Source organism: Brevibacillus sp. HB1.4B, from assembly GCF_013284285.1.
GTDB classification, from domain to species: Bacteria; Bacillota; Bacilli; order Brevibacillales; family Brevibacillaceae; genus Brevibacillus; species Brevibacillus porteri.
On sequence record NZ_JABSUT010000002.1, the window covers coordinates 147,594 to 173,276 of the forward strand.

General features: G+C 43.9%; 33 protein-coding genes. 2 read left to right on the top strand and 31 right to left on the bottom strand.

The genetic code is table 11. From position 1 onward, the window contains the following. Nucleotides 1-13: 13 nt before the first annotated feature. Nucleotides 14-736, bottom strand: coding sequence for an EAL domain-containing protein (locus HP398_RS04980; protein ID WP_173622015.1), 723 nt, complete (start codon nt 734-736; stop codon nt 14-16). Nucleotides 737-1,230: 494 nt separating this feature from the next. On the opposite strand from HP398_RS04980, the gene HP398_RS04985 reads away from it, so the two are divergent. After that, a complete protein-coding gene (locus HP398_RS04985; protein ID WP_069849295.1) occupies nt 1,231-1,539 on the top strand; it encodes a protease inhibitor I42 family protein in 309 nt (102 codons plus the stop codon). A 546-nt stretch (nt 1,540-2,085) separates the two neighbouring features. On the opposite strand, the gene HP398_RS04990 is transcribed toward HP398_RS04985, so the two are convergent. Continuing rightward, nucleotides 2,086-2,478: a magnesium chelatase subunit ChlI family protein gene (locus HP398_RS04990; RefSeq protein ID WP_254475934.1), complete on the bottom strand. Its 393-nt coding sequence runs from the start codon at nt 2,476-2,478 to the stop codon at nt 2,086-2,088. 53 nt (nt 2,479-2,531) lie between these two features. Here HP398_RS04990 and HP398_RS30825 point away from each other — a divergent pair, with 53 nt between their 5' ends. Then, nucleotides 2,532-3,035 (top strand): helix-turn-helix domain-containing protein, encoded by a 504-nt coding sequence (locus tag HP398_RS30825; RefSeq protein ID WP_254475876.1) that lies wholly within the window; start codon nt 2,532-2,534, stop codon nt 3,033-3,035. A 402-nt stretch (nt 3,036-3,437) separates the two neighbouring features. Here the strand turns inward: HP398_RS30825 and HP398_RS05000 are convergent, their stop codons facing one another. From HP398_RS05000 to HP398_RS05130, 29 genes are all read right to left on the bottom strand, one after another. Continuing rightward, on the bottom strand, nt 3,438-4,415 hold the full coding sequence (locus HP398_RS05000) for a thermonuclease family protein (RefSeq protein WP_254475878.1): 978 nt from the start codon (nt 4,413-4,415) through the stop codon (nt 3,438-3,440). 34 nt (nt 4,416-4,449) lie between these two features. Next, nucleotides 4,450-5,166, bottom strand: coding sequence for a restriction endonuclease (locus tag HP398_RS05005; protein ID WP_173622016.1), 717 nt, complete (start codon nt 5,164-5,166; stop codon nt 4,450-4,452). Nucleotides 5,167-5,321: 155 nt separating this feature from the next. Continuing rightward, nucleotides 5,322-5,693: a YhjD family protein gene (locus HP398_RS05010; RefSeq protein ID WP_173622017.1), complete on the bottom strand. Its 372-nt coding sequence runs from the start codon at nt 5,691-5,693 to the stop codon at nt 5,322-5,324. A gap of 6 nt (nt 5,694-5,699) precedes the next feature. Next, the gene (locus tag HP398_RS05015; protein ID WP_173622018.1) at nt 5,700-5,969 is read right to left on the bottom strand and encodes a hypothetical protein; all 270 of its coding nucleotides are present in this window, start codon (nt 5,967-5,969) and stop codon (nt 5,700-5,702) included. Further along, nucleotides 5,953-6,135 carry a hypothetical protein gene (locus HP398_RS05020; RefSeq protein ID WP_173622019.1) on the bottom strand — a complete coding sequence of 61 codons (183 nt, stop codon included), beginning with the start codon at nt 6,133-6,135 and terminating at the stop codon, nt 5,953-5,955. The genes HP398_RS05015 and HP398_RS05020 overlap by 17 nt, the downstream gene beginning before the upstream one ends. A gap of 70 nt (nt 6,136-6,205) precedes the next feature. Further along, on the bottom strand, nt 6,206-6,604 hold the full coding sequence (locus HP398_RS05025; protein ID WP_056488464.1) for a (deoxy)nucleoside triphosphate pyrophosphohydrolase: 399 nt from the start codon (nt 6,602-6,604) through the stop codon (nt 6,206-6,208). Beyond that, nucleotides 6,591-7,433: an HNH endonuclease gene (locus tag HP398_RS05030; protein ID WP_056488466.1), complete on the bottom strand. Its 843-nt coding sequence runs from the start codon at nt 7,431-7,433 to the stop codon at nt 6,591-6,593. Before HP398_RS05030 ends, HP398_RS05025 begins: the two co-directional genes overlap by 14 nt. Nucleotides 7,434-7,653: 220 nt before the next feature. Next, nucleotides 7,654-8,052 (bottom strand): hypothetical protein, encoded by a 399-nt coding sequence (locus HP398_RS05035; RefSeq protein ID WP_056488469.1) that lies wholly within the window; start codon nt 8,050-8,052, stop codon nt 7,654-7,656. Nucleotides 8,053-8,138: 86 nt separating this feature from the next. Beyond that, entirely contained in the window at nt 8,139-8,765 is a 627-nt protein-coding gene (locus tag HP398_RS05040) for a hypothetical protein (protein WP_056488471.1), read from the bottom strand. Nucleotides 8,766-9,066: 301 nt separating this feature from the next. Next, nucleotides 9,067-9,243: a hypothetical protein gene (locus HP398_RS05045; RefSeq protein ID WP_173622020.1), complete on the bottom strand. Its 177-nt coding sequence runs from the start codon at nt 9,241-9,243 to the stop codon at nt 9,067-9,069. A 136-nt stretch (nt 9,244-9,379) separates the two neighbouring features. After that, nucleotides 9,380-9,535, bottom strand: a complete 156-nt coding sequence (locus tag HP398_RS30680; RefSeq protein ID WP_217368538.1) for a hypothetical protein — start codon at nt 9,533-9,535, stop codon at nt 9,380-9,382. After that, nucleotides 9,532-10,338, bottom strand: a complete 807-nt coding sequence (locus HP398_RS05050; protein WP_173622021.1) for an N-acetylmuramoyl-L-alanine amidase — start codon at nt 10,336-10,338, stop codon at nt 9,532-9,534. The genes HP398_RS30680 and HP398_RS05050 overlap by 4 nt, the downstream gene beginning before the upstream one ends. Before the next feature lie 2 nt (nt 10,339-10,340). Beyond that, nucleotides 10,341-10,799, bottom strand: a complete 459-nt coding sequence (locus HP398_RS05055; protein ID WP_056488476.1) for a phage holin family protein — start codon at nt 10,797-10,799, stop codon at nt 10,341-10,343. A 72-nt stretch (nt 10,800-10,871) separates the two neighbouring features. After that, entirely contained in the window at nt 10,872-11,048 is a 177-nt protein-coding gene (locus HP398_RS05060; protein WP_164724554.1) for a hypothetical protein, read from the bottom strand. 118 nt (nt 11,049-11,166) lie between these two features. Beyond that, a complete protein-coding gene (locus HP398_RS05065; protein WP_173622022.1) occupies nt 11,167-11,319 on the bottom strand; it encodes a CD1375 family protein in 153 nt (50 codons plus the stop codon). Beyond that, entirely contained in the window at nt 11,316-11,480 is a 165-nt protein-coding gene (locus HP398_RS05070; RefSeq protein ID WP_173622023.1) for a hypothetical protein, read from the bottom strand. The genes HP398_RS05065 and HP398_RS05070 overlap by 4 nt, the downstream gene beginning before the upstream one ends. A gap of 16 nt (nt 11,481-11,496) precedes the next feature. Beyond that, a complete protein-coding gene (locus tag HP398_RS05075) occupies nt 11,497-14,799 on the bottom strand; it encodes a glycoside hydrolase family 78 protein (RefSeq protein ID WP_173622024.1) in 3,303 nt (1,100 codons plus the stop codon). Between the two features lie 15 nt (nt 14,800-14,814). Beyond that, on the bottom strand, nt 14,815-15,147 hold the full coding sequence (locus HP398_RS05080; RefSeq protein ID WP_173622025.1) for a hypothetical protein: 333 nt from the start codon (nt 15,145-15,147) through the stop codon (nt 14,815-14,817). 13 nt (nt 15,148-15,160) lie between these two features. Further along, nucleotides 15,161-16,282, bottom strand: a complete 1,122-nt coding sequence (locus tag HP398_RS05085; protein WP_173622026.1) for a hypothetical protein — start codon at nt 16,280-16,282, stop codon at nt 15,161-15,163. 3 nt (nt 16,283-16,285) lie between these two features. Beyond that, entirely contained in the window at nt 16,286-18,358 is a 2,073-nt protein-coding gene (locus HP398_RS05090; protein ID WP_173622027.1) for a DUF4815 domain-containing protein, read from the bottom strand. Between the two features lie 12 nt (nt 18,359-18,370). After that, nucleotides 18,371-18,892, bottom strand: a complete 522-nt coding sequence (locus HP398_RS05095) for a hypothetical protein (protein WP_254475881.1) — start codon at nt 18,890-18,892, stop codon at nt 18,371-18,373. Between the two features lie 12 nt (nt 18,893-18,904). After that, nucleotides 18,905-19,627 (bottom strand): hypothetical protein, encoded by a 723-nt coding sequence (locus HP398_RS05100; RefSeq protein WP_173622028.1) that lies wholly within the window; start codon nt 19,625-19,627, stop codon nt 18,905-18,907. Next, on the bottom strand, nt 19,624-20,370 hold the full coding sequence (locus HP398_RS05105) for a baseplate J/gp47 family protein (RefSeq protein WP_173622029.1): 747 nt from the start codon (nt 20,368-20,370) through the stop codon (nt 19,624-19,626). Before HP398_RS05105 ends, HP398_RS05100 begins: the two co-directional genes overlap by 4 nt. Continuing rightward, nucleotides 20,363-20,800 carry a DUF2634 domain-containing protein gene (locus HP398_RS05110; RefSeq protein ID WP_173622030.1) on the bottom strand — a complete coding sequence of 146 codons (438 nt, stop codon included), beginning with the start codon at nt 20,798-20,800 and terminating at the stop codon, nt 20,363-20,365. Before HP398_RS05110 ends, HP398_RS05105 begins: the two co-directional genes overlap by 8 nt. Beyond that, nucleotides 20,797-21,225 (bottom strand): DUF2577 domain-containing protein, encoded by a 429-nt coding sequence (locus HP398_RS05115; RefSeq protein ID WP_173622031.1) that lies wholly within the window; start codon nt 21,223-21,225, stop codon nt 20,797-20,799. Before HP398_RS05115 ends, HP398_RS05110 begins: the two co-directional genes overlap by 4 nt. After that, nucleotides 21,222-22,214 carry an XkdQ/YqbQ family protein gene (locus tag HP398_RS05120; protein ID WP_173622032.1) on the bottom strand — a complete coding sequence of 331 codons (993 nt, stop codon included), beginning with the start codon at nt 22,212-22,214 and terminating at the stop codon, nt 21,222-21,224. Before HP398_RS05120 ends, HP398_RS05115 begins: the two co-directional genes overlap by 4 nt. 23 nt (nt 22,215-22,237) lie before the next feature. Then, complete coding sequence (locus tag HP398_RS05125) at nt 22,238-22,792, bottom strand: hypothetical protein (protein WP_173622033.1); 555 nt, start codon at nt 22,790-22,792, stop codon at nt 22,238-22,240. Between the two features lie 278 nt (nt 22,793-23,070). Next, nucleotides 23,071-23,163, bottom strand: coding sequence for a putative holin-like toxin (locus tag HP398_RS31335; RefSeq protein ID WP_221629570.1), 93 nt, complete (start codon nt 23,161-23,163; stop codon nt 23,071-23,073). Nucleotides 23,164-23,274: 111 nt separating this feature from the next. Continuing rightward, entirely contained in the window at nt 23,275-25,614 is a 2,340-nt protein-coding gene (locus HP398_RS05130) for a phage tail tape measure protein (RefSeq protein ID WP_173622034.1), read from the bottom strand. Nucleotides 25,615-25,683 lie beyond the last annotated feature (69 nt).

Sequence of the window (25,683 nt, forward strand, 5' to 3'; positions counted from 1 at the left end):
CTGCATTGCCCTCTTATTCGTCCGGCAAACTGCCTGGTTTACCAAATAAGTATCCCTGGCCGATTGCAACGCCCAATAAAGAAGCACAAGCAAAATCCTCTTCTTCCTCAACTCCTTCGAGAATGAGTTGAGGTGCATCTTTGCAAAATTCAACAAATAATTTTACAGTCTTTTGCTTTTCTAATGAACTCGAGAGCTCTTGCGAAAAAAAACGATCAATCTTGATGTAATCAGGTGAAATATCTTCGATTTTACTGAATATATTCGCGCCATCTCCTACATCATCCAACGCAATTAAGAACCCCATCTTTTTCAATTCAGCTATGCGGTGTGTAAAAATGGGTTCGCTCCAACATTCTCCTTCCATAATCGATTCGTTGATTTCCAAAACGATTTGGTTCAAAAAGGGATGAAAGGAACGAGCGATCTTTTGAATGAAGCTAGGAAATGTGTCTTCTATGATGGTAGAAGGAAAAATGTTCACAAATAAAAGCTCGTTTTTGTGTTCGATCGACGAATGAAAAAAAGTCGAGAGCGCATAATGCAAGGAATGGGCGTCGAGTTCTGGCAGCTTTTGGTTTTCCTTTGCCAAAGAAAACAATGCCTCTGGATAGGTCCCCGCTTTACTGCGAAGTAAAACTTCATACCCTATTCTACTTCTCTCAGGAAGTTGACATATGGGCTGAAATGCGTGATAGTACTCTTTTTTCTTAAATAAATCTGGAATGCTCTCCATCAATTTTCCTTTCCCTTTCCTAGCAAGTATGAACACAAAGAAAAAGCTTCTTCCAAGCGAGAGAAACTCTGCGCAACTTGGAAGTGCTGGGAAATGTACCTACATGCACGCGAGCAAAAGAGATTCCACTCTCTTTAGGATACTTCTAGTCATAACAATATCTAGGTAATAAAGATTACAAATATCATCAGGCATTTCGACAATATACGTCTTTGTCCCTACTTATTCGCCAACATCTTGCATATTCCTTTCCAGATCATACTAATTGTTTCAAATTAATTAGGAACATTGTACGTATAATAGCTATTTTCTATCGTTATATATTCGCAAAATGATAGATGTATCAAGTAATTCCACAACTTGTAAGCGAACTGAATTTCATGCAATTTATGAAATTAAATTTTTTACTGCTTGTTTCGTCGTTAGCAGCTAGCAAGCTTTTTTCATATGGTATGGGAAATAGGTATCGACTTCATTCAAAGGGAGGAAGACCAGTGGTCAAGACCTCAACGAATACATTACAAGTGCAGGAAGGCCACTTATTCACGATTACGCTAGTGGCAAATCCCTCAACCGGCTACCAGTGGGACTTGTCTAATCCGGTGGATGCTCGCTTTTTATCGTTATATGCGAATCATTTTGTTCCTCCACCATCACCAGCTCGTATTGGGCAAGAGGGGCATCAGGTGATGTCCTTTCAGGCTTTGCGACGGGGAATGACGTCGATTTCTTTGAAGTATTGTCGGCCTTGGGATAGTGGAGATTGCGGGGAGTTTGTGTTTTATGTTGTTACGATTGTATAGGGGTTATGTTTAAAAAGTACTTACTGTTACTTAATTGGTAGTGGAGTGGTTAGTCTGTATGTGCTGTGTTCATTTATTAGGCACATGCAGACTAACCGATTTTTCTCGAACATTTGACTATTTGGCATTTGGACAAGCGATGTCATCTATGCAGACGTGACCATGCAGAAAAGCAAACTGTGCATCGGAGGAACAAGAGTTGAGGAACAAAGAAGGAGCATGCTCTGCATACTGATTCAATCTGCGCATATTGATAATCATCCAGAAAGATATGGTGTAATTTGGATGAGGTGAACAATATGGTATTCATTGCTTTATCTGCATTGTACCTTAATCCTATTCTAGCTATTTTGTTCTTTGTTAACTTTACATTTATTATGAAGAAAATTGTCAACAATAAGGATTATAGGCGAAATGCAGTTTTTGGGTCATTGCTGATCGTATGGATCTTGTTTTCCTATGGTTTCTTATTATGGCAAGGTTGTTGATTCACTGCTGAAAGAATTGATTTTTCCATTCTATCTAGCATTTTGTAATCTTTTAAGTTTAAAAAAGTAGCCCTCGGTCCAAGGCTCTGTAGCGAATTGCTTCTGCTACATGCGCAGCATCTACACGACCGGCCCCATCTAAATCTGCAATTGTCCTCGCCACTTTTACAATTCTATCGTATGCTCTTGCACTCAAACCTAATGTCTCGAAGGCAAGCTGCAGCATCTCTTGTCCTTCCTTGTCCAGCTGAGCAAATTGGCGCAGCTCTTCTCCATTCATCACACTGTTAAAAGGACATCCTGGACGATAGTGGTATCTTTCGCATTGGACAGCTCTCGCTTGCTCTACTCGTTGTTGAATGTCTTTTGAGGACTCCTCTGCTTTTCTGTTGTGAAGAAGTTGAACGGGTACTCTCGGCACCTCGATGTGCAGATCGATGCGGTCTAGCAACGGACCTGAGAGCTTTGAGCGGTATTTGTAGATTTGTTGGGGAGAGCATGAGCATGTTTGCTTCTCTCGAGTACCGAAGAATCCGCAAGGACAAGGTTGAAGATAATACCCTTGGAATATCATTAAAAAAGGAAACACCGTACTCCCCTTTTTTGGACATCGAAGATGATAGTCCTGGTGGCCGTCTTAGAGCAGCACGTACAGCAAAGCAGATGTACTTGGTCGATCTTGCCGCTGCCACAGGTTTGTGTACAAGAACAATTGGATTAGCAGAAGCTAATAAATTGAAAGTTTCTCCTCCTAGCCTAAGACGACTTTCCAAAGTGCTTGGCGTCTCAGTTGCTTTTCTCGGTTGTTTTGAGAAACTGCCGGAATCAAGTTTAGGGGAACGTATTATTAAAGCTCGATTGTACTATGGGTACACAAAGAGAGAATTTGCTGCGCTTTTAGGAATAAGTGAGCGCACTCTATACGAATGGGAACACGACCGCAAGATTCCACCCACGACGCCCCTAAATGACCTATCGAAGTATTTGGATATACTAATGAAGGAATAGAATAAAGCGGACCTTCTGAAAATTAAAGGGCTGCTTTGTTTTAGCAAGTAATTCTTTAACCTATCTGAACTAAAAAAGTACTACGAATAACCGACTTAGTAAAATTGACTCCTCACGGAACAAAGGTTGAAATCGTAGTCAAATAAAGCATTTGTTTCGTGTACCCGCAGAGTCCTGATACGAATCACAGTAAAAAACCCATCTCCTCAAAGCAGGGACGGGTTTTTTATTATCCAGAAATAAAAAAAATGCTGGTGATCGCATCATGCCACTCTTTGTCCAGTTCCGTATTTTGACGCTTGCTTTTATCGGCGGCTGAATGAAAACAAATTCGCATTCCTCGCCAGTGACAATTGATTTTGATATGCCATAGAATGCCTCTCAAATGAGAAGGCTTAAATCTTACTTTTCACAAGCAACTCCGTCTTTGTCACGATCTAACTTCTCTCTGTACCCAGGCTCACCTCTATATAGAGGAGCTGCGCCTGCTGCTTTTGCCTCACTGCAGTTAGCATAATACACTTCCTGTACTGGCTGAGGAGTTGGCTGGGGTTGGGGATTAGGCTGCGGCTTCGGTGAAGTTTGGGTAGCCACGGTGTTTTTACTGGGCTCCGGTTCGTTCTTTTTTACAACATCCGAATGGTACCCATCCTCTTGGGCGTAGTTCTCAATTGACCAAATTCCAACTCCGGCTTTTTGGGCTTGTTCTTGAATTTTACGGTACTGTTCAACATATTTCACGTTAGGCACGTACACATATGCGACGCGTGCCAACCCCTTTTCAAGCAATTGCTCTTGAACTGATTTACCATCTACATAAATGTAGTAGAGAAGTCGTCCATATTTGTCAGGACCATTATTTACATCCTGTTCAAGCTCCACAGTCTTTTCAGTAAGGAGTTGCTTCGTGAAGTCGCTCGCTTCTTTACCGAATGGTTGTACCCCGTATTTAGGGTGCTTCGTTTCAGGAGTATCAACTAGAAGAAAACGTACAGTCTCTTCTTTGTCATTTATTTTTACTTTGATAGTATCTCCATCCACCACTTCCAGGACCTTTGCTTGAATCCGTTGTGCATTCTGAGTAGTATTTACATCGGTAGCCGAAGCCGAAACTCCCTGCTGATCTGTGGTTACAGTTTGAGAGGAACTAACGGCCTCTGTTTTCGGTGAATTTACTACTGCAGATGTTACATTGGCCGATTCAGTTGTATTACTTGGATTTGGTTTATTATTGGTATCTCTGCCAGCTATCCCAATGATTAATGCTAATATCGCCCATGCTGCTCCTACACGCTTACCAATTTTCCCCAGCCGTTTCCAATCAACAAATACCATTATGTAAGGTACAAAAATCCATCCTAATATCTTTATAAGTTTCAAAATAAGTCCCCCTAATATCCAGACGTATTAGATTTTACCGAGCTACTTTAATGTTTCTGCATTTCGGATACCCTTTACAGCCATAGAATTCACCTTTTGCCCCTTTTCGCAAGACCATCTGGTTACCGCATTTGTCGCAGCTTTGTGTTTTCGACTGGAATTGTGCGATCACCTTTTTAGGGTCTGGTTTTGCTGTAGGGTTCATCAGGAGAATCATTTCAATAAGCTTCTCCCGATTTATTAACCTTACTTTGTTTGAAGTAGCTAGATTTCTTGCAGCATCTGTGTAATCACGATTACTTACTACCCACGCTTCATGTGCTTTGTAATGAGCAATCGAAGCCTGCGCCTGTTGTACCGCTTCAATCCCCACATTTTTACTGTAGCGCTTTGCTTGTACTGCAATTTTCTTTCCATCTTTTTGAATGATAAGATCTGCCCCGTAGTCTCCTACAGCTCTTGTTATTTCTACTTTATACCCTTGAGAACGAAAAAGCAGTCCGAGGTATTGTTCGAATTGAAGACCATCCATAGTATCAATTTCGCGGATTCCTGATTTCCTTAATCTCTCTTCTCTCTTTGCACCCTGAGCAATAGCAATCCAAAGAGCAACACCCATTACAGCAGCAAAAGCAATTCCACCGATGATAAATGAATTTGTATAGTAATATGCCCCGCCAAATGCAAATAAAGAAAGCAGTCCGACCAACTGGCTTACCGGGTCTTCTCCCTTTTTCTTTCTTCGTGTCAAAAGTACAGTCCCCTTTCAGAAATAGTTCTTTTAGCGTATTTAATTCCCTTTTTTTCCACAAATGAAACAATCATACATGAATAAACAAAACAATAAAAACCCACCCTTCTTTATGAATAGGCAGGTTCTTTGATACTGTAATCCCTCGGTACATACTATGCACGCCCATTCGCTTGCTGCTTGGCGTCGTATAGATAACTGTTAAGGCGAACTTGGCACTCAGCTTTTAAATGCGACACGTTATAGAGGCATTCTTCTTGTCGGCCACGGACAGTCACAACTACAGAGTATAGAAAACCATCAGTTGTCCTTTGAATATGAATTTTCCCACCCATCCTCCCAAACTGGCTCCGATATTCGTGGTGTTTTCGCTCAGCCCACATCGATACGGTATCGAGCATGGGGCGGTATGACATTTTGAGCTGATCCTGATTAAGGCTTTCTGAATCAAGGGCGATAGCCTTAAAAAGCATGCCATACAAGATCGTTTCGTGTAGTATCTCTCGCCATTGGTCAGGTTGAATCATTGTCTATTACACCCGCTCAACTTGAAGTAAATTATCGATAGGAACCCACCAGCAGCCATCATCCCGAATAAGTTTGATTTTCCGTTCATAACGGTCGATGTTCTTGACTACCCCCCATTCCCTACGAATACATTCCTCATACCAACTGACGGCAATCGCAAAATTTTTGCGTACTGAGTCATAGATGATGACATACAGTTCAGCCTTCAACTCTGCCTCAATCGGTGCCAACGAACCCACCACAGGCTCATAGTGATGTTCATAGAGCAAACTCATTTGCCTTCTCCTCCACCAGTCCAGCCTCTATCAAATCACGGAGAATGTCAGGAGCACATCCAGGACTTGCTCCGATACGGATTTTTCTTATCATGACGAGATGACTGTTGGTTAAAACCGGAACGGCTTGGAGTTGGCCATCAATCACTGCTTTGATTGTCTCCACGTTAATCACCCTTTTACGAACGTTTGTTCCTATTTTATGCTGGATAATAAAAAAAGAAAAGCCCCACTTTTTAGTGGAGCAATAGCTGTTTCAATTTATCTACAGTTGGAATGTCTGCTGGTGCCCAATTTAATTGATCTAGATCTAATGCAGAAACCCATGCAATCTTTTCATGTTCAAGGGCTTTAGGGCCCCCACTCAATACTGTCGATAAAAAAGTTCTTAGGTGGACAGTAACGGTATCATACTCATAAACCGTATCTTCGATCATTTCACCTACTTTTATTTCACATGATAACTCTTCTTTGATTTCTCTGTACAACGCTTTTTTTGGATCTTCACCTTGCTCTATCTTTCCCCCTGGAAACTCCCAGAAACCGGATAGATTCATATTTTTAGACCGCAGTGCGCATAATACTTGTTTGCTTTCATTCACTATTACAGCCCCTACAACTTCAATGCGTTTCATAACTGATTTCCTCCAAAGCCTTTTTCTTAAGCTTTTCTACATCATTGACTAGATCTAGGATATGCATCTTCTTATGACAATTGGGACAAAGAGCAACTGTATTACCTGTGCTATCTTCCCCGCCTCTTGCTAGCCATTCAACATGATGTGTTTCAAGATAAGGTTCTCCGTGTTTATTATGAAAGGGTGCAGGGTTTTCACATAGTTGACAGATACCCTCGGCTCGTCTCTTTGCAAACTCAGCAACATATGGATCTCGATCGTATGTAGTTACATTACCATTTCTCTTCGAAGATGTCTTTCTCGCATTTTTCGCTCTTTTCTCGAGATCATTAAAAGACATACGCCGAGCTTTTTTTTCATGAACTTCATGGGCAAATCTAATAGTATCCTCAGATGGCTTAAAATTTTTGCCCGTACCAATCAATGTCACGGGAAAAACCCATACTTTGCGAATCTTTCCGTCATCATCTGGTTGATTCTCTTGATAAGGATCACCTGCTAACTGAACCCGTCCTCGAAAGGTGTACTCTTTATCTTTAAACACTTCGAATAGGTAAACTTCAACCCCATTATTATTCGACTCATTTAGGGTTTTATTTTGTGTATGTGTTATGCTTTGATCTCCGCGCCTGCCCGTTCCCGTATAGTGCAGTACGTCATTTATCCATCGATCATCATAGAGGGATTCAACGTGATTAGAGACTATAATTAATGAGTTCGTCTTTAGTGCTCTTCTCATTCCACCTTGTGTAGAGCATTTAAATATTTCACTTAATACGTCATTATTTATTACGTCTCCAGGATTTAGTCGGTGCCAATTTGTCATATTTGTTCCACCTCAAGGCTACAATTGGTTTTCATTGAAATCGCATTTCCAATTCAACATGTATGTTTCGAATTATTCCAACCAAAATTACACATTTATGAAAATTGTAGCATCTCACATAAAAATTAAAAACCCTCCCTGGATTTCTTCAAAGGAGGGCCTATACATGAGTAATATCCAAAGCAAACAATAAGCTGAGTCGTTTAAGTATATAAAGCCATTATAGTTTGATTTTCCCGGTTTCCTTCAGTAATTTAACTAAAAGAACAAGGGAATAAGTAATTATTAGCATCGAACTGCCCAATCCCGCTAGGCTGCTATAAATTAGCTCGTCTACTCTTGTTTCCATTCCTAATGAAGATTCTAAACTAGTTGACCACCAACCAGCTATAATGATTTGAACAAAAGTATTGATGATCAGTATTGAGATTTTTCGTTGTAAAGATAAGAAAACTATAAATAGTGAAAACAATACGCCAGAATACTGTATAAACCTAATAAACTCCCCTTCATCAAGTACTACCGGAATATCTGCGCCCATAAGCAAATCAAGAAAAAGTTGAATACTACTTCCAATTAATAGCACAATGAATAGTAACCAATTAAGAAAAGCTGGCATAGTTTCCCTCCTTTATAGCTGTAACTCTTTCGTTCTACAAATAAAAATAGAAAAGAGAGTCCGCTTTAAACATGTTTCTTCTATTATTAATTTACTAGATCTATCGCCTCTTTTACTGCATCTTGAACCCAATTAGGTAGGTCAGCCATTTCATCCCATAATTCTCTATTTTCATCTTTGCCCTTTTCCCCCATGTCAATTGTTTTTGTACGTTTAATGATTGAATCTAATCCTTCAGAGATTAAATCTGGAATTAAAAAATCAACTTTCTTAAGTGCTTTTGCTATTTCTCCTGGATAGATATGACCGATTATTTCCCAAGTTAGAGAGTCAGATGAAATATCCAATCGCTTACCGTATTCCATCCTATAATCACTTTTAATTTGATCTGCGATTTTCTCAGCATTATTTATATCTTCACTAAGAGCATTTCTAAGGTCCTTATCATTATCTAAATGGATCACGCGTTTTTCCATCGTCCATGTAATTAAATTATCGCCTATCTTAAGTGTTCCAGGTTCACGTTTACTTGAACGAGCTGCAAAAAGTTGTTGTGCCTCAGAAGATATTTGAACTGTGTCAGCGTCAGTTTCATTGTTTTTTAAACCTTGGGTTACTGTTTCTTTAGGTTGAGCCACGGCAGCATTTTTAGCTGTATACATTTCTTGAATGTTTTTTGATGAAAGGCCACTTTGAGACACACTAATAGACATTAATTTACTACCCCTTCACAATGTATATTTTTAATCCCGTTATTTACACTTTAAAGATTATATGGGATTTATTTCTAATTTTACAACCATTTCATTTATATGTAAATTATTTTTTCTGATTAAAAATACTTACTTAGACAACTTCAATATTGGTTAAAATGTTTAAAACATATGTATGCAAAGTAGATCCTCTAGTAAATTGCTTGTAGAGAGGGTTTGTCCAATATTTAGCTTGATATAACTTCAGCAAATGTTCAAAGAGTCGTATGGTAAGCTTCTCTCACCTTATCGCCAGCACTTGCTAGCCATAAAGACGCTTAGAACGCTTCGCCTTATACGTCTTTTGTTCAGTTTTGTCTTGTATTTTCCATGTAAGTTCGCGCACATAGCGATACCAGCCATTACCATGTCTGTTTTCCACCAACCTATCCAAATCCATTTCGTACCCTCCATGAGTCGTTCCACGAGCTGTCGTCACACTATCTAGGGCTAAATTTGATCTCCATTGCCTCACCTTTACACGAGCGTTTATTCCTGTCTTATACGGGTGACGAAAAAAGAAAAACCTCGCAAAAAAGCCCTCCCCCGTTTATCCGGAAGGAGGGCTGTTGCATTTAGAACGCTGCTAGAAGTATTTCAAGAGCCTGTTGAATCGCTTGGGTTTGTTCGTCTGTCAGTAACCCGTACCCTGCTCCTACAATTGCAAGAGCTCCCCCTACTATCATCAAAACTCCCTGTTTCTTTTTGTTTGCCTTATCCAAAGCACTCATCCTCTCAATATTACTGTATTTGTACTACCATCCCACTCAATCTGTAGACAAAGTGCAGCAGCCAACTCACGAGCAGGAGCATATGCCGATCCCGAAATGAGCTTTTCGTTTAGGTCATTACCGTTAACACGAACATCCTTCGTTTGTTCAATCCACTCCACTTTTCCACTAGCAGCATTGGCAACCGCACGTACTGGCAGCATAGAAACGCCTTCCTGCAAAAAGCCCGTTACCGCGAGCAATGTCTCGTTCAACTTAATTGCAACCGGGATTTGCTTTGGCTTATCCACTTTACCCACAGCTTTTTGCAAGAATTGTGAGTAATTTATTCGGAATGTGCCCATCGGGAATGCAGGACAGTTTTTCCACGCGTAGCCGGGGTACTCCTGGTGACCAAACACCTGCTTCATCGATGGAATCTGTACCTGCAAGTGCTGGATCAGGCGATTGGCGGCATCAAGTTGCTCAGGCGTCGGTTTCTGTGTCCGGAAGTCCCCGACAAGGCATATGCCTAACGCATGACGGTTGCTGTTACCGACATGGTAGGAGATTGCCTCTGGATCGTTACACCAATAAATCACCCCATCTTTTTGAATCACTAAATGATAGGCAATGCCCGGCCACCCATTAGTGCCTACATGATATCGTGCGAATGCCTCTGGCGATCCGCTCAACGTAGCAGAATGGTGAATGGCTGCCGATCGGATGTCAGTCAGCTTACGCCGTCCATACCTTAGTGTTTTGTGGCGTGGTAAAGAGGCACGTACGTCCATCACGCGCGCGCCTGATATTGTCATATTCATAATTATTTGTACTCCTTTCTCGCAGCTCGTTCAGCCTTGGCTTTGATCTCTGATCCCACCAATTTTTCAACCGACCTTGGCATAGGCCAGCCTGCGCGATGTGCATTGGCTGTCAGGCTTGTCCAAGTGTGGTAGATAAGACCGAATGTGACGCCATAGAACAAAAACCCAGGGGTGCCCATAACACGATCTAAGAGATTCGCTAAGGCTGGTAGAGCAAAGAGGAACATTGTGCGTGGGATTCTGGACAACCCATAATCAGATGAGTAGGATTGATCTTTTTTTGCTGCGGAAATGCCTGTGATCCAATCCAAGACAATCATGAAAAAGAGCACAATCAGGATGTCTTGGCGGTTCGTTCCATATAGATAATGAAAAACGGGCGACACGATTGCACCCGCTGTTGTCGCCCAAGCGTTTGCTGGGGTTGCTACGTTTTCTAGGCTTTGAAGAAATTTCATCAGCTCATCTTCTCCTCACCCCCACGGGGCAAAAATTAAAGGAGCCGCGTTAGCAGCTCCCCTATGAAATCCTTATTTTGTTGAACCTTCTTGTTCAAGTTTCTCGATTCGTTTCTCTAGTTCGCTCATTTTTTTCTTGAACCATGTTCGTATGAGAAGATAAGTGACTACACTCACTGGCAGCCATACGAAAATGATTAACCAAAGAAAACTTCCCCAGTCCCATGTGAATCCAATATCACCATTCATGTAATGTCCTCCCCTGATTCATTCTTAAAAGATAAGACGCTCTGGGTTCCGGGAAAGTCTCAAAGGAGAAGGAGCAGCTCCCCATAAAAAAACACCTTCGCTCTTTTGAGAGAAGGCGTTAAGTTGTTTGTACTGTAGCTAAGTGTTCAGCAACAGGTAAGCGGTAGGGTTCCGGAATTACTTTTTCTGCTTCCTTCCCAGTCGGTTCTAGTGACCAGCCGCATTTTACTAAGTAGGCATAAACCGGAATCATATATTTTACCACCATCATTTAACACCCCCTTTTAATGTTTGGACTTCTTTTTGTAATACCTCAACAGTCTCATGCAATGCAGCTATCGCTTCATAAGCCGATTGGAGCTCTGTATTTACCTTTGCTTGCTCACTTGTACGTAGCTGAGCCAAATCGGTTTGTTTTAAGTGTCTGCCCATGGCTTAACGCACCTTCCTATTCGTAACTGATCCCGAAACCGGCAATTTCTATCGGACCTAGCCGTTCTTTTGCATCTACCGTAATCTTTAGCGCCAAGCCCCAGTCAGGTGCGGTTTTAATCAGGTTCTTGTATCTGAAATAGTCTCCAGATAAAAAGACGTCCGTTACATCCTCCCAGGTCGGGTTTGGGTCGTTTGCATTATTTGAAGATTGGACAGTTAAGACGGCTGGAGCCTTTGTGTCCAAGATTTCGAAGAAGTCCAGGGCGCAGCTCTGCCCAAGTGCTGTGGGGTCTGCTTTTTCGTTTCGATTGACGATTTTAATTTTGTGCGGCCCATAGGGTAATTTAGTGTTTTCATAAACGATTTGCTGCTTTGAATCGCCTACGTACCCTTCTGGTACATACTGACTTACGATTTTAACCAGTACATCGTCTATATAAACGTCTACCAGCCCGTACCACGGGCTTAACCAACTGCCAAAGCGAATGCCTGTACCGATAAAAGACAGCTCGGCCCAGGCCCCGGCTACCCCTGCTACGTATGCAATTGTTCCTTGGCTGCTTCCAGCGTCTACATAGTTAATGTTGTTCCAGGCAAGACCGCCGCTGCTGTACGTGATTCTTGAGTCGGTGTTTTCTATCCGTTTCACTGTTGGTACGTGAATAGGTAGCGTCGCAAATTTTGAAAATACGCCTCGATCTACAGGGGCCGTCGTCTTGATCGGTTTTGTTTGTAATGCAAGTGTTGTTCCGCAGCGTATACTCTTTTTTCGTAGGATGGTCTGTGTATTATCCACATACGGGTAACGCAGGGCCAGCAGTTCGCCACTCCATGACGGATCAACACTAATCAGCTCGTATTCAGCCTTCGAGATTTCATACACCCTTACCTGGTCAAAGTAGGCGTACTGGCCTGCTTCGGTCGGTGAAAAACTTAAATCCAGGTTGCCAGGATAGTCGGTCGTAGGTGCGGTTTTACACCAGTAGAAATTAAATTTCGTTTTGTCATAGATTGGCCAGCTAGCACTATATGTAGGCCCGCTCGGTATAATACGCGCCCCATTTTCCGCATTTCCATTTTTAATAAAACCTAGAATTACGTAATACTTGCCTGCTTTCCATCCTCCTACGTCCTTATATGCTGCGGCTACATTTTTATTGGTAGCCGTTACCTTAATACTGGCATTACCATCTACTTTGTTTGTCGTATCCGTTGTAACGGTGCAATTGTACGCGCCCCAATCGGCTGCGCTTTCACATTTCCCGCTTGTCCCCAATCGGTTTGTAAGCGTCTGTTGATCCGTCCATTCTGACAACGTACCCGTAAGGCCATCCTTCGCAGCCATTCGCCAGTAGTACGTCGTGCCTTCTACCAGATCAATCTGGGGCGTATAGCGTACCTTTGTATATTCTTTCAAGCCTTGTATTTTTACAGATATATTGTCTACATACCCCGTAAGGTCTGCAAATTCGTCAGTAAACGCACGAACTTGTACTAGAGTAGTTTTAGCTGGAATTGTTATGGTTTCAGTAAACTTTAGCCAGCCACTTATTGTAGCGTCGTACCACATAGTGCCAGTATCCAATCCCGTATCGGTAATAATATCTATCTGCAATTTTCCTTTGTTGTGTTGCGTTATTTTCATATAGCCTTCTACAACAATAACATCACCGGGTTTCCAACCTTTCAGGTCTTGGTAAAAACCTATTGCTTTGGACGTTTTGCTTACCAATTTTAGAGCGCTGTTCCCTTTGCGTTTTACCTCTGTGTCTGTTCCCGCGAACTCCCCATCAGCGAGGCTACTGTGCATTGGCTTCCAATAGGTACCCGAAGGGCTTTCAAATCCCCCATCTTTCACCAATTGTGCAGGCCGTACCTTGCCTGTCGTAATACCTTGCCACTCCCAAGCTGTACCGTCGAATACCTCCCAGCCTGTAGCGTCTACGTTGCTGGTGAATGTATAAATTTCGGTTTCGGACGACAACTGCAACACGAACGCCTGGGCGTTGTTTTCTACGTCGTCATTTATTGTTGCTTCGAAAACGGGCCGCTTCCCTACCCGCAGCATATCTGGAATATGATCGGGTATCGGCTTACCTGGAGGTACGTTGATAACGAAATACTGCCCTTTCGAAAATCCACTAACCATGCCAGTCGAATCGCTTACTTGTACCTCCCAGTAGTACGTTACTCCTGCTGCAAGTACACCATCTGGTACGTCGTAATACACATTCGTAGAAACGATAGGTCCGCTGTCGTGAGCAATACCGTTATCAGACGCTCTTTTTATCCTTACCTGAAAGGCGTTTTGCACATGATTTTCAGTGTCTGAATATGTCCATTGTACGCGTGGCGTTTGGCTTATCATTAAGGGTAAGGCACTTGTCCCTAACGGGCTCATAGGCGTTACCGTTGGTGCTTTTGTTGTTTTAAAGTATTTACGAGTAGCATAAGGGCTTGCGGCGTCGTGGTTGTCCCATACAATGACTTCCCAACCGTATACTTTGTCAGGCTGCAAAGCTGTTACCCCGCTGGATGGATACGTAAAGGTCGTGCTGCCTGTGGCTACTTTACCACTGTCATAAATAAGTGTTGCCCCGTCGTATATTTTCAGTTGTCGCGCTTTCTGGCTGTTCCCAACGTCTGGGTCAGAAAATGACCAGTTCAGTGTAGGAGTCAACGTCGCTAGTACTGCTGGAGCAGCAAGAGTCCCTGTGGGGTTCATTGAAGGCACGTGTGGGGCTGCATTTACTGGTGCAAGCATAAGGGCCATAGTCGCAGAATAGGTCCCCCCGCCATGTGATAACGTTGGAGGCTGAGCCAACTGAGTAGAAATATTGTCCAAGTAACCAACAGAAGCTGACCCATTCGTCAGCCAAGTATAATTGGGCGGATTTGAAGGTGGAGTATAGCGGTTTACCAGCAGAACGCCCATACCAGGTGTAGAATACCCTGTTGGAATAGACTGGGTGGGTGAACCAGACGCATAGCCTGTACTATCCCAGTCCACAATTTGGGCATTCCTGAATACTACTGTAACTTGCGACTGGCTGTTTCCGCTCACCGTAATGTTTGCTGTTACGTCATTATCTACGGTATATACTCTGGCACAAACCGAATCGGGTGAAGCCCCAGCGGTGTTGTACGCGTGGGTATACTTCTGGGTCATACTTCCTGCACTTAGTGTAGCGGTTACGTCTACTCCGCTGCTCCCAGAAGTAGCAAAGGTAACTACTACGTCACCCTTTTTCAAAACAGCGTTTGATATCACCGTCCCAACTCCCAGGGCTTCGTAGGCTTTTGAAATAATTGACAAGATTATTCCTCCCTTCTATGCCAGATACACTTTCTTATTCTTGCTGTCATGCTTTGTAGCCCCGTTTAATAGTTTGACATCTTCTACATCTATAAAGGATTCAATATAAATATTGCTTGTCAATCCGTTTAAAACTGCCCCTTTTACCGTCTCCAACTCAAGAGCCATTTCCAAAATGTTTTTTTCATTAATATCTGCCCTCCTATGCAGATGATCTATCTCTGACTTTGCTACAGTTTCCAATTGCTCTATTTTTGAATCTATCTGATCAAAGTTTTCGTTAATTTTTTTAGCCCCTGTCAAAAGACTGTCAGGGGCGCTTGGATCGATAGATATACGATTCTTCATCTACGTCACATCCTTATGAGGTATGCACCATCAATGACCGCGCTTTCGGAGTTATTGTCATCACAGTTGTGTTCTGCTTTATCCGAATCCTCAGCTTTGTGGAGGATGAAACAGTGCGTTCAAACTTCAATCGCGTAAACTCGTCATCAATAGGCGTTTGTTCGGTTGCTGATCCCATAGCCGTCCACGTCTTCCCACCATCGATGGAATATTCAACAGTTTGTGACGTACCACTTGGTGTACTCAACTCCACGTATACAGTAACTTTCGTAAACGGGGCCGTTGCTGTAATTTCTCGACTCAAATATACGCCATTCTTTTTATAAGCCATCGGGATTAGACTTACACTTGACTGGACGACTGGTGACGAACCAGATGTCTTAAATAAAGCCCGCACATGCACCTTGTTCGTTGGCTGCGTTAACCATGTCACATCCAGATCATCAAGTGCATACCAATTTTGCTCATCTATGGAGTATTGCCACAACAGCGCCGAATTTCGAGGTACAAGTTGACTTGCTGAAAGGACAAGTTGAGTCACTTGGTTGGCAGACACCGGATTAAATTGGAGTTTTGCGTCGTTCATGAATTTTGCTCCGTAAAGCTTAAACTTTAAATCGGAGTCTTGGTGTGCTGTCCATGCCGAACCGTTGGAGCTTGAAAACAGTACACCCACGTCATATGGCTGGCGTGATACGATTCGATCTGTATTAAGGTCTTTTGCACTCATTCGGACCACATACGCTCGATACTGGCTCGAAGGAGTCAGAAGCACGATGGCATGCTCCGTGTTTGCCTGTATCAGGACTGGTTCCGGGAACCTTACCCTTGTAGCTCTACTACCGTCATTTGAAACAATCACTTGAGACGAGTTGATTGCCACTGAGGATAGAATTGTCATAGAAGGGTAGCCGTTTACTACTGTACGCAACTGCACTGTCAGGTCAGCAACAGGGTCTTTCGTGCCAAAGTAAAGGTCAACAGAAGTCACAAACCGCTCCTCAGTGAGAATAAAAGTTTGGGCAAGTGGATCTGTTAATCGCCAGGACGGAATCTGCCAGAATGTCTGCTCCACTACTTGTTTCCGCCCAACCCCAACATAGGACGCTTTTGCTTCGTTTTGTTTTACAGCCATGCTCTACACCTCATTCCAAAAGTAAACTTCTCGCGTCCCTGACCGTACCCCAGCAGGAATCATAAATTTGCATGTAAACCGCCCTTGAGCATTTGCCCTAATCGTATTTGGTTGAGTCCCCGATACTGATCCAGACAACGGAGTAAGATTCACTGGTAGTCCATCAAACGTGGCTTTTATATTGTCACTGTGTGGCTCAAACCCTTCGCCGATCACCGTTACCTCCCGTTGTCGGATAAATGGAACCTGTTCGTCCAAAATAACCCTTGTTTCTGTCCGAGTATTTCCAGCCGTTCTCCAATCCGACCACCAGCCCCAAACAGCATTTGTAACTGTCGAAGTCTCCACCCAAGTATCGTGTGATGGAGTAAGGCGGATGGTTGCCAGATTACCAAACACTTGATACGGGTTAACGTTCATAGTCTCAGTAGCAAATGGCTGGTCGATCAACACCTCTTCGGAATAGGGTAGCGTGATCAATCTTTCATGGAATCGAACCGTAGAAGCAGCATGATTCGCTTGCATCTCTACAAAACTATTCTCTACTGGCAACTGTAGCGTCTTTTCACGCGGGTTAATCATTGCGTCAAATGCAGGATGAGTAACGTCCGATCGTTCGAAATTCGTAAAATTGTCCGTGAAAACACCCTTTTTCACCAGAGACGGATCAGAGTTTTGTGCCTGCCGATCAAGGTCCGCAACAGCTTGGTTGTACTCAGCACGTTCCAGCCGATCAAGGAGAGAACGCAGCTCGAGCATCGTCAAACGTTTAGGCTTGCGGTTCGTTACGATCACAGAGTTGCTGTTCGGCGGTAGATAAAGTTCCCCCAGCTCCAAGACATCTGGCGGTGACGATGGTGGGTAGGGAAACATATCTGATTGTCCCTGTATGACTTTTACTTCTCCCTGGTAGGTGAGGTAGTATACATCCTTTCGACCAAGATAAAACTCGTAGGTTGTCTGAAAGGTTGTGTTTGGCACCGGCTTATCACCGCTAAGCCACCTTACGCCGTTATTTTCCAACCTTACATCTGTACCAATTACCATGACTTTTATATATCGATAGGTAACTGTATACGATGACCCACCTGCAGGTTCTGCACCTGCTAATGACCAATCTACGGAGTCGCCGGAAAGCTGAAAATCAGTGCCTTTTGTATACGTAGTGCTTCCAGCAGTAGCTGATACGATATCAACAACTGGCGTCCTTGGAAGAAGGTCAGAAGTGCCAGCAACATTCCCGCGTGTAATTGTCTCTGTTCTTTCCACGGTTGCTGTTACCGTTTGTATGGCTTTTACTGGCTTTGAATTTAAGGGGTAAACAGACGTGCCTGATTGATACGTCTTTGTTTCGTTTACAACCACACGCGTATCAAGAGCTTTGGGGATGGTAAGCCTCAAGGGAACTAGCTTATCTATCTGGTAGCCCAACACATACGCTCGACCAGCATCGATGACTAGTGTCACGTTCTCAGCATCCTTCTTTTCAATAAAACCATCCATCCCTGATACCAGAAATGATCCGTTTGTATCATAGCTACGACGAGCCAGAATCGGGGTTAAGCCCTCCAACTCCGGTGGCAATTTTGATGTAATGAGCTCCCCGTTCACCAGCCGGTACATGTGTGTTGCTTCCGGATCATCCACTACCCACTTTGGATCAAAGACAGTGCGCTGAGCACCAGGCATCCCATAATTAGAAAACCCAACCGCTGGATCATACAGGGTTGGGTCGTCTTCGTATGTGATTGTATGTGGATTGACGCGTAACCCAATGCTTTCCTCTCCAGCCCCTTTGATCGCTACAGTTGTTTCCGGAATATCGTGGATGATTCCACCCAGATATACCCGCGCTGCTGATACGATTACGAGTGTTTTTTCTTTGTTGATATAGAGCTGGCCACCTTCTAAAATGTGCCCGGAGCCGAAGATAACGTCCCCTATTTGCTTATCGCGATAGAGCGACATGGCCTGTATCTCGTTTAGCTCGGCAGTCTGAACACGTCGTCCACCAACGAAATCAACGGACTTCCATCTGTTCGTAGGATCAAATCGGTTTAATATTTCCTTTGCCATCGTTACCCTCCTTTACAGCTCCAAGATGTATTCAATGTTTTCCCGATGTGTTACCTCGCGTGCAATAGGTGATTGATTCGTAACAGTAAGTAGAAAACCGTAGTCTACCACCTGCTCCGGCTTAGCCACCTGTAAATTGATTGGTACCCCGTCCACCAGCACCGTACCTGCGTACACACCTGTTTGACGATACGTGCAGATTGGAAACTCATCATAACGAAGCCACGCCTGCACATATACCCAGCGGCAGTCAGTATCCCGTGCTTCTGCCTCATCTATAATGCGCCATTTCTGACCAAACTGCTCGATCGTTCCGTTTGTATCATCAGGCGTGACGAACTTTACTTGTTCAGCCCGCTTCAAGGCAACAATCTCTGTAATCGTCTGACCATAGGAAACATCCGGTATTTTCTCAGGGGTTTCAGGATTCCATGGCGACGTTTTCCCCACTGCGATAAACACATTCCCGTCCTTGAATAGCTTGAAAGCTTGATACGTTTTCATGCCTTTTACATCACTTGTTTTTGATGCCAACTGCTACACCCCCTAAGTCGTTTTCGTAACCTTTGATTGCTGCACGCGGAATACCTCATCAGCAAATGTCAGCTCGTCTGTAAAAAAAACATTTGGTGACCACCAGCTCCTGCGGTCATGGTTCGTTTTATGAAGCGAATGCTGCTGCAACGAGTGAGTCGTCATTTTTTCCTTACCGCTCAATAAATCATCCCAACGATCAACGATATGAATATCTCTATGCCTCGCTATGCTATTACTCGCTGATCCGCGTTCGTACTCGACTTTATGAGCCAGAGCAACTGAAAACAAATAACGAAAACCAGCCATCCCCATCAACTTGACGATGCCACGTGCTACTGAAAGAGTCTCTGGGGTGGTATAGATGACAGAAGTTAACGGCGCAAACTCCCAACCATCCGCCATAACTCCGAATTCAGAGAGTTCCAAGCCTGCTTCCGGCATAAGTCGATAAGACTCTTGTAAACCAAATCCTTGTGCCAGAATGGATTCAACCGTCATCCTGCCATTGGCTCTAAGCTTTGCCAGCAAATCCTCATCATCTGCAGCGTCCAACTCGCGTCTCCAAAGTTCCAATGAGGGCTCGTACATGAGATGAAGGAAAAATGCCTTCCAGATGTCGCTATCCACTGGCAGGTAGTCCGACACTGCATCCATAATTGCACGCATGTGCCGGCTTTTTTTGTAGTAGCCCGGCAATTCAGCCATCAGCGCATTTACTTGCTCAACGCTCATATGATCGTCACCACCGGATCAATCTGTGCATCTGCTCTAAGCGTGACGCTAGATGTTGGCAACAGTATCTTCGCATCTGTAGCACCAGCACCAACCAACGCGGCAAAAATCTGAGCGAGAAATAAGGTCCCCCCTACCCCAATGGAACTGGTGTAGGTCAAAATGGCTTGTCGGGCTTTTTCTTTGTCCAGACCTGTTACAGCAACCTCAATGGGCACAGTCTGTCTACTAACGAGACGAACAATTACATCAAGACCCGGAGTCTTTTTACGATCAATTACTTCCTGAACCGTCTCCAATAAATTAGGGATCGTACCACCGACTACCAAGTCAACAGTGCCGATCCCTCGTATCAGATTAAGACCTCTCACGTAGTTTACGCCTGGTATGGAGTGTGCCCAGCGTTCATAGTCGGATAACGCTCCACCACGCTCAGGATTACGTTTATGCCGCAATACCCGATTACGCAAGTCCTCTGTTGGTTCGTTTTTATCCATCGCTAACCCGTAATCGATGGCCATTAATTCAAGGTACTTTCTTGTTGCCGTTACAGCAAAAGCTTGTTCGATGATCTTGCCTCGTTCCGTTTGATGTTTAAAAAGTGCTTTTGCAATCGGAGCCAGAGCATCGTATATAATCGAGCCTTCACTTCTGTCCAAGTCTTCGGGAACAGTGAGAAGCATCTCATATAATATCTCTCCGAAACTCGAACCTTCCAGGAAGCTTAGATCAATTTCAGACATCGATCACCATCTCCAGCACCCCTTCCTCAGTAACCATCAAGAAGAATATTTTCAATATGTTACCTACCCACTCAAATGAAAATTTTTCACAACGTTCTATCCCGAACAAATACTCCAAAGCTTCGCGAACCAAACGCTTAGCCTCCGCTTGCTTCCACTCCCTCGTTCCATCACTTCTGATCAACGCTTTCAACTCATGACCATAATCAGATGAGTAAATATCGAAAGTATAGCGATCTGTAAGAAGAGCCTTTGTCGCGTTTTGTAGCAAGGCCTCTTCACCCACAATCATGACTGACTTTCCATCAGGTCGTACTACAAACTGCCCAGCTTCAAAGTCATACTTATATGTCCTAAGAACATTTGGGATGGGGCGCCGCTCATGTTCGGGAGTCTCATCTTCCACCGGAAAGATTGGAAAAATACTCATGGCCGCTTCACCCGATCTATGATGTAGTAGGCAGAACCTACTGATATCACATGTACTTTATCGTTTAACTTCAAAACGTCCTCAAATTGCAATAGCACATAGTTATGCTTAAACGAGGTAAACGGCGCAGCCAAGTCATCCGTATCTAAATAATCTTCCTTCTTCATGTCCCCCAGATCACGCTCTGCTTTTTCTTGATGGGTAATCGTGACAACTCGTGTATGTCTCGTCAAATGTTCTAAGACGGTAATAAACTCCTTCCCGATTGGTTCTGTCATGCCATCTATCAAGATTTTCAGATCGGGTGGAGGCTTAATAACGGTTGCCAACTCAATCCGTACGTCTTTAGGGGGTGGATCTGCCCCACCAGCTCCTTGGTTTTGATTGGCACCAAGTACATGCGCAAGCTTTTGAAAACCATTCACCTTCCGTTCACCTCCATCTGTAAATCCAGTTTCATTTCGTGATAACCAGGCCGTATCGTATGACTATCACCAAAAACAGTAAACACACCGTTAAGCTTGGTGATCTCTTCATACACCTGAATCTTTGTCCCGGCAATAACGTCATCAATTCCCAAAGATGTAACAGACGCCTGCACCTTGACCCGGCTTAGATTCTGTAACTCTTGCTTGGCAACAGCGATCTCATTACCTCGATCCTCGTCCTGTATTTGTATCACTTTTACCAGATGACCATACCGGTTGGCTTTGGCAGCGTCTACTTCGTCATGAAGTACTGAGAGGTAATCCGTGTCGCTCCCGATCACCCTTACAACTGTTCGCATATCAGCGATTGATCGCTTGCGCTCCGCATTCAACAAGTTCCTTCCCTGTTGTATCTTCCACTGTATTGATTGTCCCCGTTGCGTTCCCACGTATACCTTCCCCTGCTCAATCCAACACCAGTAACGAATGCCAGTGGCGCGGTACACTTGGTTGAGTACATCCACTACTGCATCCCATACGCTTTTCCCGCGTATAACCTGCTTTTCCACGGGGGGCATCGCTCCGATACCACCTACGGGAATACCATGCTGTGCAAAAATCTGACTTAAAAGTTGATCGGCAGCTCCGCCTGTAAACACCACGGCTACATCGTTATTGAGTAAATAAAAGCCGAAGTCATAGGCAACCAGATTAACATCTCCCTTTGCCGTCTTCCCCAAATCCACAACCATACCAGTAAACAGAGAATGTGGAGACCCCGAATAGTAGGAAATCAACTCCATCAGGTCGCCTTCTTCCACGTTGACATCAGGCCAGAATCGATCACGTCCATTATTTGTCTTAACTGCTAGGGTTCGTTTTGCCTCCTGACGGCTTCCGGACCATGTTGCCTCTGAAAAGGGAAGGCGAAATGCCTTACTGCCTGGCTTTTGAAATCGAACTTCGTAATGATGTTTTGGTAGCACCCGTCTCCCCCTCCCGCTCTGCTTTATCGTCGCGAATTGTACTTATCAACCAACGATTCTTTTTCGCCTTTTTTCTTGGTCGCGGATACCTTGGCTTTTCGTGTATCTGGACGCTTTCCTTTGCCTGTCGTTTGGAACTGGATATTAACATCGGCGGACTCCACGGTCACGAATCGATACTCTTTTAGCACCAGTTTAAAATCCACGTCAAACCCGTCCCATTCATAGGAAAAATCACGTATGGTAACAGCAGCATTGATTTCGCTACCTGTGACGGTAAAACGAATTGGATACCCTGAGTTTTTCCAACGTTTCATGGTTTCCACGAACTCCTCTGGGGATGGAAAACCATCATAATCGCACAGTCCCGGATCATATGTTTTAGGCCAAAAGGTAGAAAAAGAATACTCTTCCAAGGTTGGCTCTCCGATGATAGTCGCCTCTCCTATGGCGACAAGTTCAATATCGATGTAGCTGTGCCCGATCTTTACTGCTATTTTGGGTGGAATGACAGGAAGACGAAGCTTTTCAACGTTATTGTTCCAGGCTAACCAGAACTCAAGGTGCTTGTATTTCACTTGTTTCTATATCTCTCCTCTCAACATAAAAAGCACACCCGTTTGAGTGTGCTTCTACTTTATTAATCTCCTAGGCTTTTTAAGTGGAAACGCCTATTCTTGATTGACAATTGCTGTAATGGAAAAAATCCAGTAATATAAGTTATATAACTGGATTACACTAAAAATGACCGCAGGTGTTCCAGCACCTACGGCCTATACAACAGACGTTCCCTACATGGGGGCGGCTCAAGGATTAACTAGAGATAGACCTCTCCGGATTTGGACCCAAGGGAGGTCTATTTCTTTTTGGGGAAAGACAGGATCGCTACCACGAGCATTGCGAATGAAATCATCAACGTCAATGCTTGGAACACTGTCACAGGCGTCACCTCCCCCCGTTTCCGACATGGGAGATGAGCCGACCACCCTTGAGGAGCCGCTTCTGTTGTATATGGAAGATTATAACACGTGAAAGCTTCGGTATGAGAATATATTTCCTCTTATTCAAGCACGATAGAACCTGTACCAGCTAATACGTGTCCGATTTTTTCTGCAAGCAAATCAGCCATCTTCTCACATAAGCTCTCTAATTCTTCCTCAGAATTCTCTATTGTTGATTGCCCAGTCAATTGAATAGTGGGACGGAAGTCTATATAAAAAGAAGTTGGCTGCCCACTTGGACTTGTATACTGTGCCTGAGTTCCACTTGCTATAGAAGGTGTATAACTTGGAACCTGACTAAAAGTACCATCCAAAGCTGAAACTAATGAGTCACTTGACGCTTCAACACCCATTGCCATAGTCTCAGGAATAGCCATCCCACTATCTGTAAGGCGAGAAAAAGGACCCAGCTCAGCATCAGAATGTGGTAAGAATTGATCAGCCCATTCTAATGCACTGGCAATAGCATTTGCTACTTCGTCCTTAACAGATAAGATCCCGTCAACGATTGTCAGTATGATTTTTTTGCCGCTATCAAACAAGCCACTTATCCACCCATCAAACCAGCCGTCGATCGTAGTAAAGGCGTTGAAAAAAGTTTCCTTTATTGTCTCCCAAGCCCCCGACCAGTCACCTGTGAGGAACTGAATAAATGCTGTGAACAGACCTTTCCAGAATTCAAATTGCATTTTGAAATATGCTGTAATTCCATCCCAAACTGCTATCCCCGCATTTTTAACCCATTCCCAGCCTGCTACTAGATAAGCACTGACCATATCCCAATTTTCGTAGAGCCACCAGCCAATTGCTATTAAAGCTATTATCGCAGCTATTACAAGAAGAATGGGCCACAAAGCACTTATCGACGCTATGCCAAATCCAGCCATCGCACCTGACATTGCTGCAAAGCCTGCTGATACAGGCATCCATATTCCAGCCAAAAAGATTAATGGTCCCACCAATAAAGCTAGGGCAGCCATTACCATCAAAAATGAAACTGCCACCTTCGTGATGAACGGATGCTCTTTTGTAAATGACCCAATCCCCTTTGCAATTTTCGCAAGAAGACCAACAATTGGTTTTGCCACTTCTAATACGGAGTCACCTATCGGATCAATTGCTAGCTTCATTTCGTTTGCCATCGCTTGCCATTCATTCGAAACTTGGCCAACTATTTCAGTTGTTTTTCCTGCAAAATCTTCAAGTGGACCAGCATTAAGCATGGACATTAAAGCCTTCCGTCCAACATCTTCATACTGAGTTCCAAAGACGTTTCCCAAGACGTCATCTTGTAACTTCTGATCCTTGATAGAAGCAATCCCTGCTGTAATCGTCATGATCGCATTTTCTGCTTCTTTTCCACCGGCTTTAATCTGATCGAGCATTTTGAACAGTTTATCCTCACCGAAAATACCTTCAAGAGCGCCCAAGGCTTTCTCATCCAGCGCTTTGTTCAATCGAATACCGAACGACTCTTTGAACGCATCTCCCAGCTTGTCAAAATTAAATGCCTTTTCAGCTCCTGCAACGAACATCCCCATCATTTTTTCAGCACTGATACCTGCCTCCGCGAATTGTGGTGAGTATTCCCAGATTGTATCGAGCAAATCATCTGCCTTGTCACCCACTCGTTGGTAAGCAGCTGTAATCATGTTCAATCCTTTAATTGGGTCAGTAGCCCATTGCCCTTGCATCACATCCAAAGCTTTTGCAATGCTTGCTTGATCGAGATTACCGAAAGAAGCCTTTTCAAGGGCCAGAGCTCCTTCGGCCACTTCTCCAATCTGTTCATCTGTCCCCTCAAGTAATTGCCGGAGCCGTCCGTAGGCCTCTGCTGCTTCCATTGGTGTTTCTACCAAACCTGATGCGAATACCCCTTTGGCGCTTTCTGACAGGCTTGACATCTCAGCATCAGTAGCACCTACATTCGCCTGAAGAATACCAAGAGCTTGATCCATGTCATGTGCGGCAATAGCAGCCGTAGACAATCCTGCTGTAACGATCGCACCCCCCGCTGTTGCCAGCCCGCCAATTTCCTCAAGGTGTCCTGCTACGGCATCTACATGCTCAAGTGATGCTGCTGCTTCATCACCAGCTTTTGCAGCTTCACGGAGGGCTCTTTCCAGCCTTGAAGCCCCTTTACCATCAACGGAACTGGCTTCTTGATCTACATCAGAAAGTTCCCGGGATAGTCTTGTTGCTTGCTCATAAGCGTCATCCAAGGCACGTTCCATTTCCCTGATTGCGCCGTCATCCATGTTTTCAATCGCATCTTCCACATCACTTGCGGCATCTTCCACATCATCGAAAGCATCTAGGGTTTTGCCGAGCAAACGCAGGAGAGAAGTGAGTTGCCGACTTATCTTGTCTTCAAATGCAAGAGTTGTTGTCGCTGCCATTTGCTATCTCCTCCTTCCTCTTCCGCGTTTTCCTTTAGGCTGCGCTAATTTCTTGGCCTCTTGCGCTTT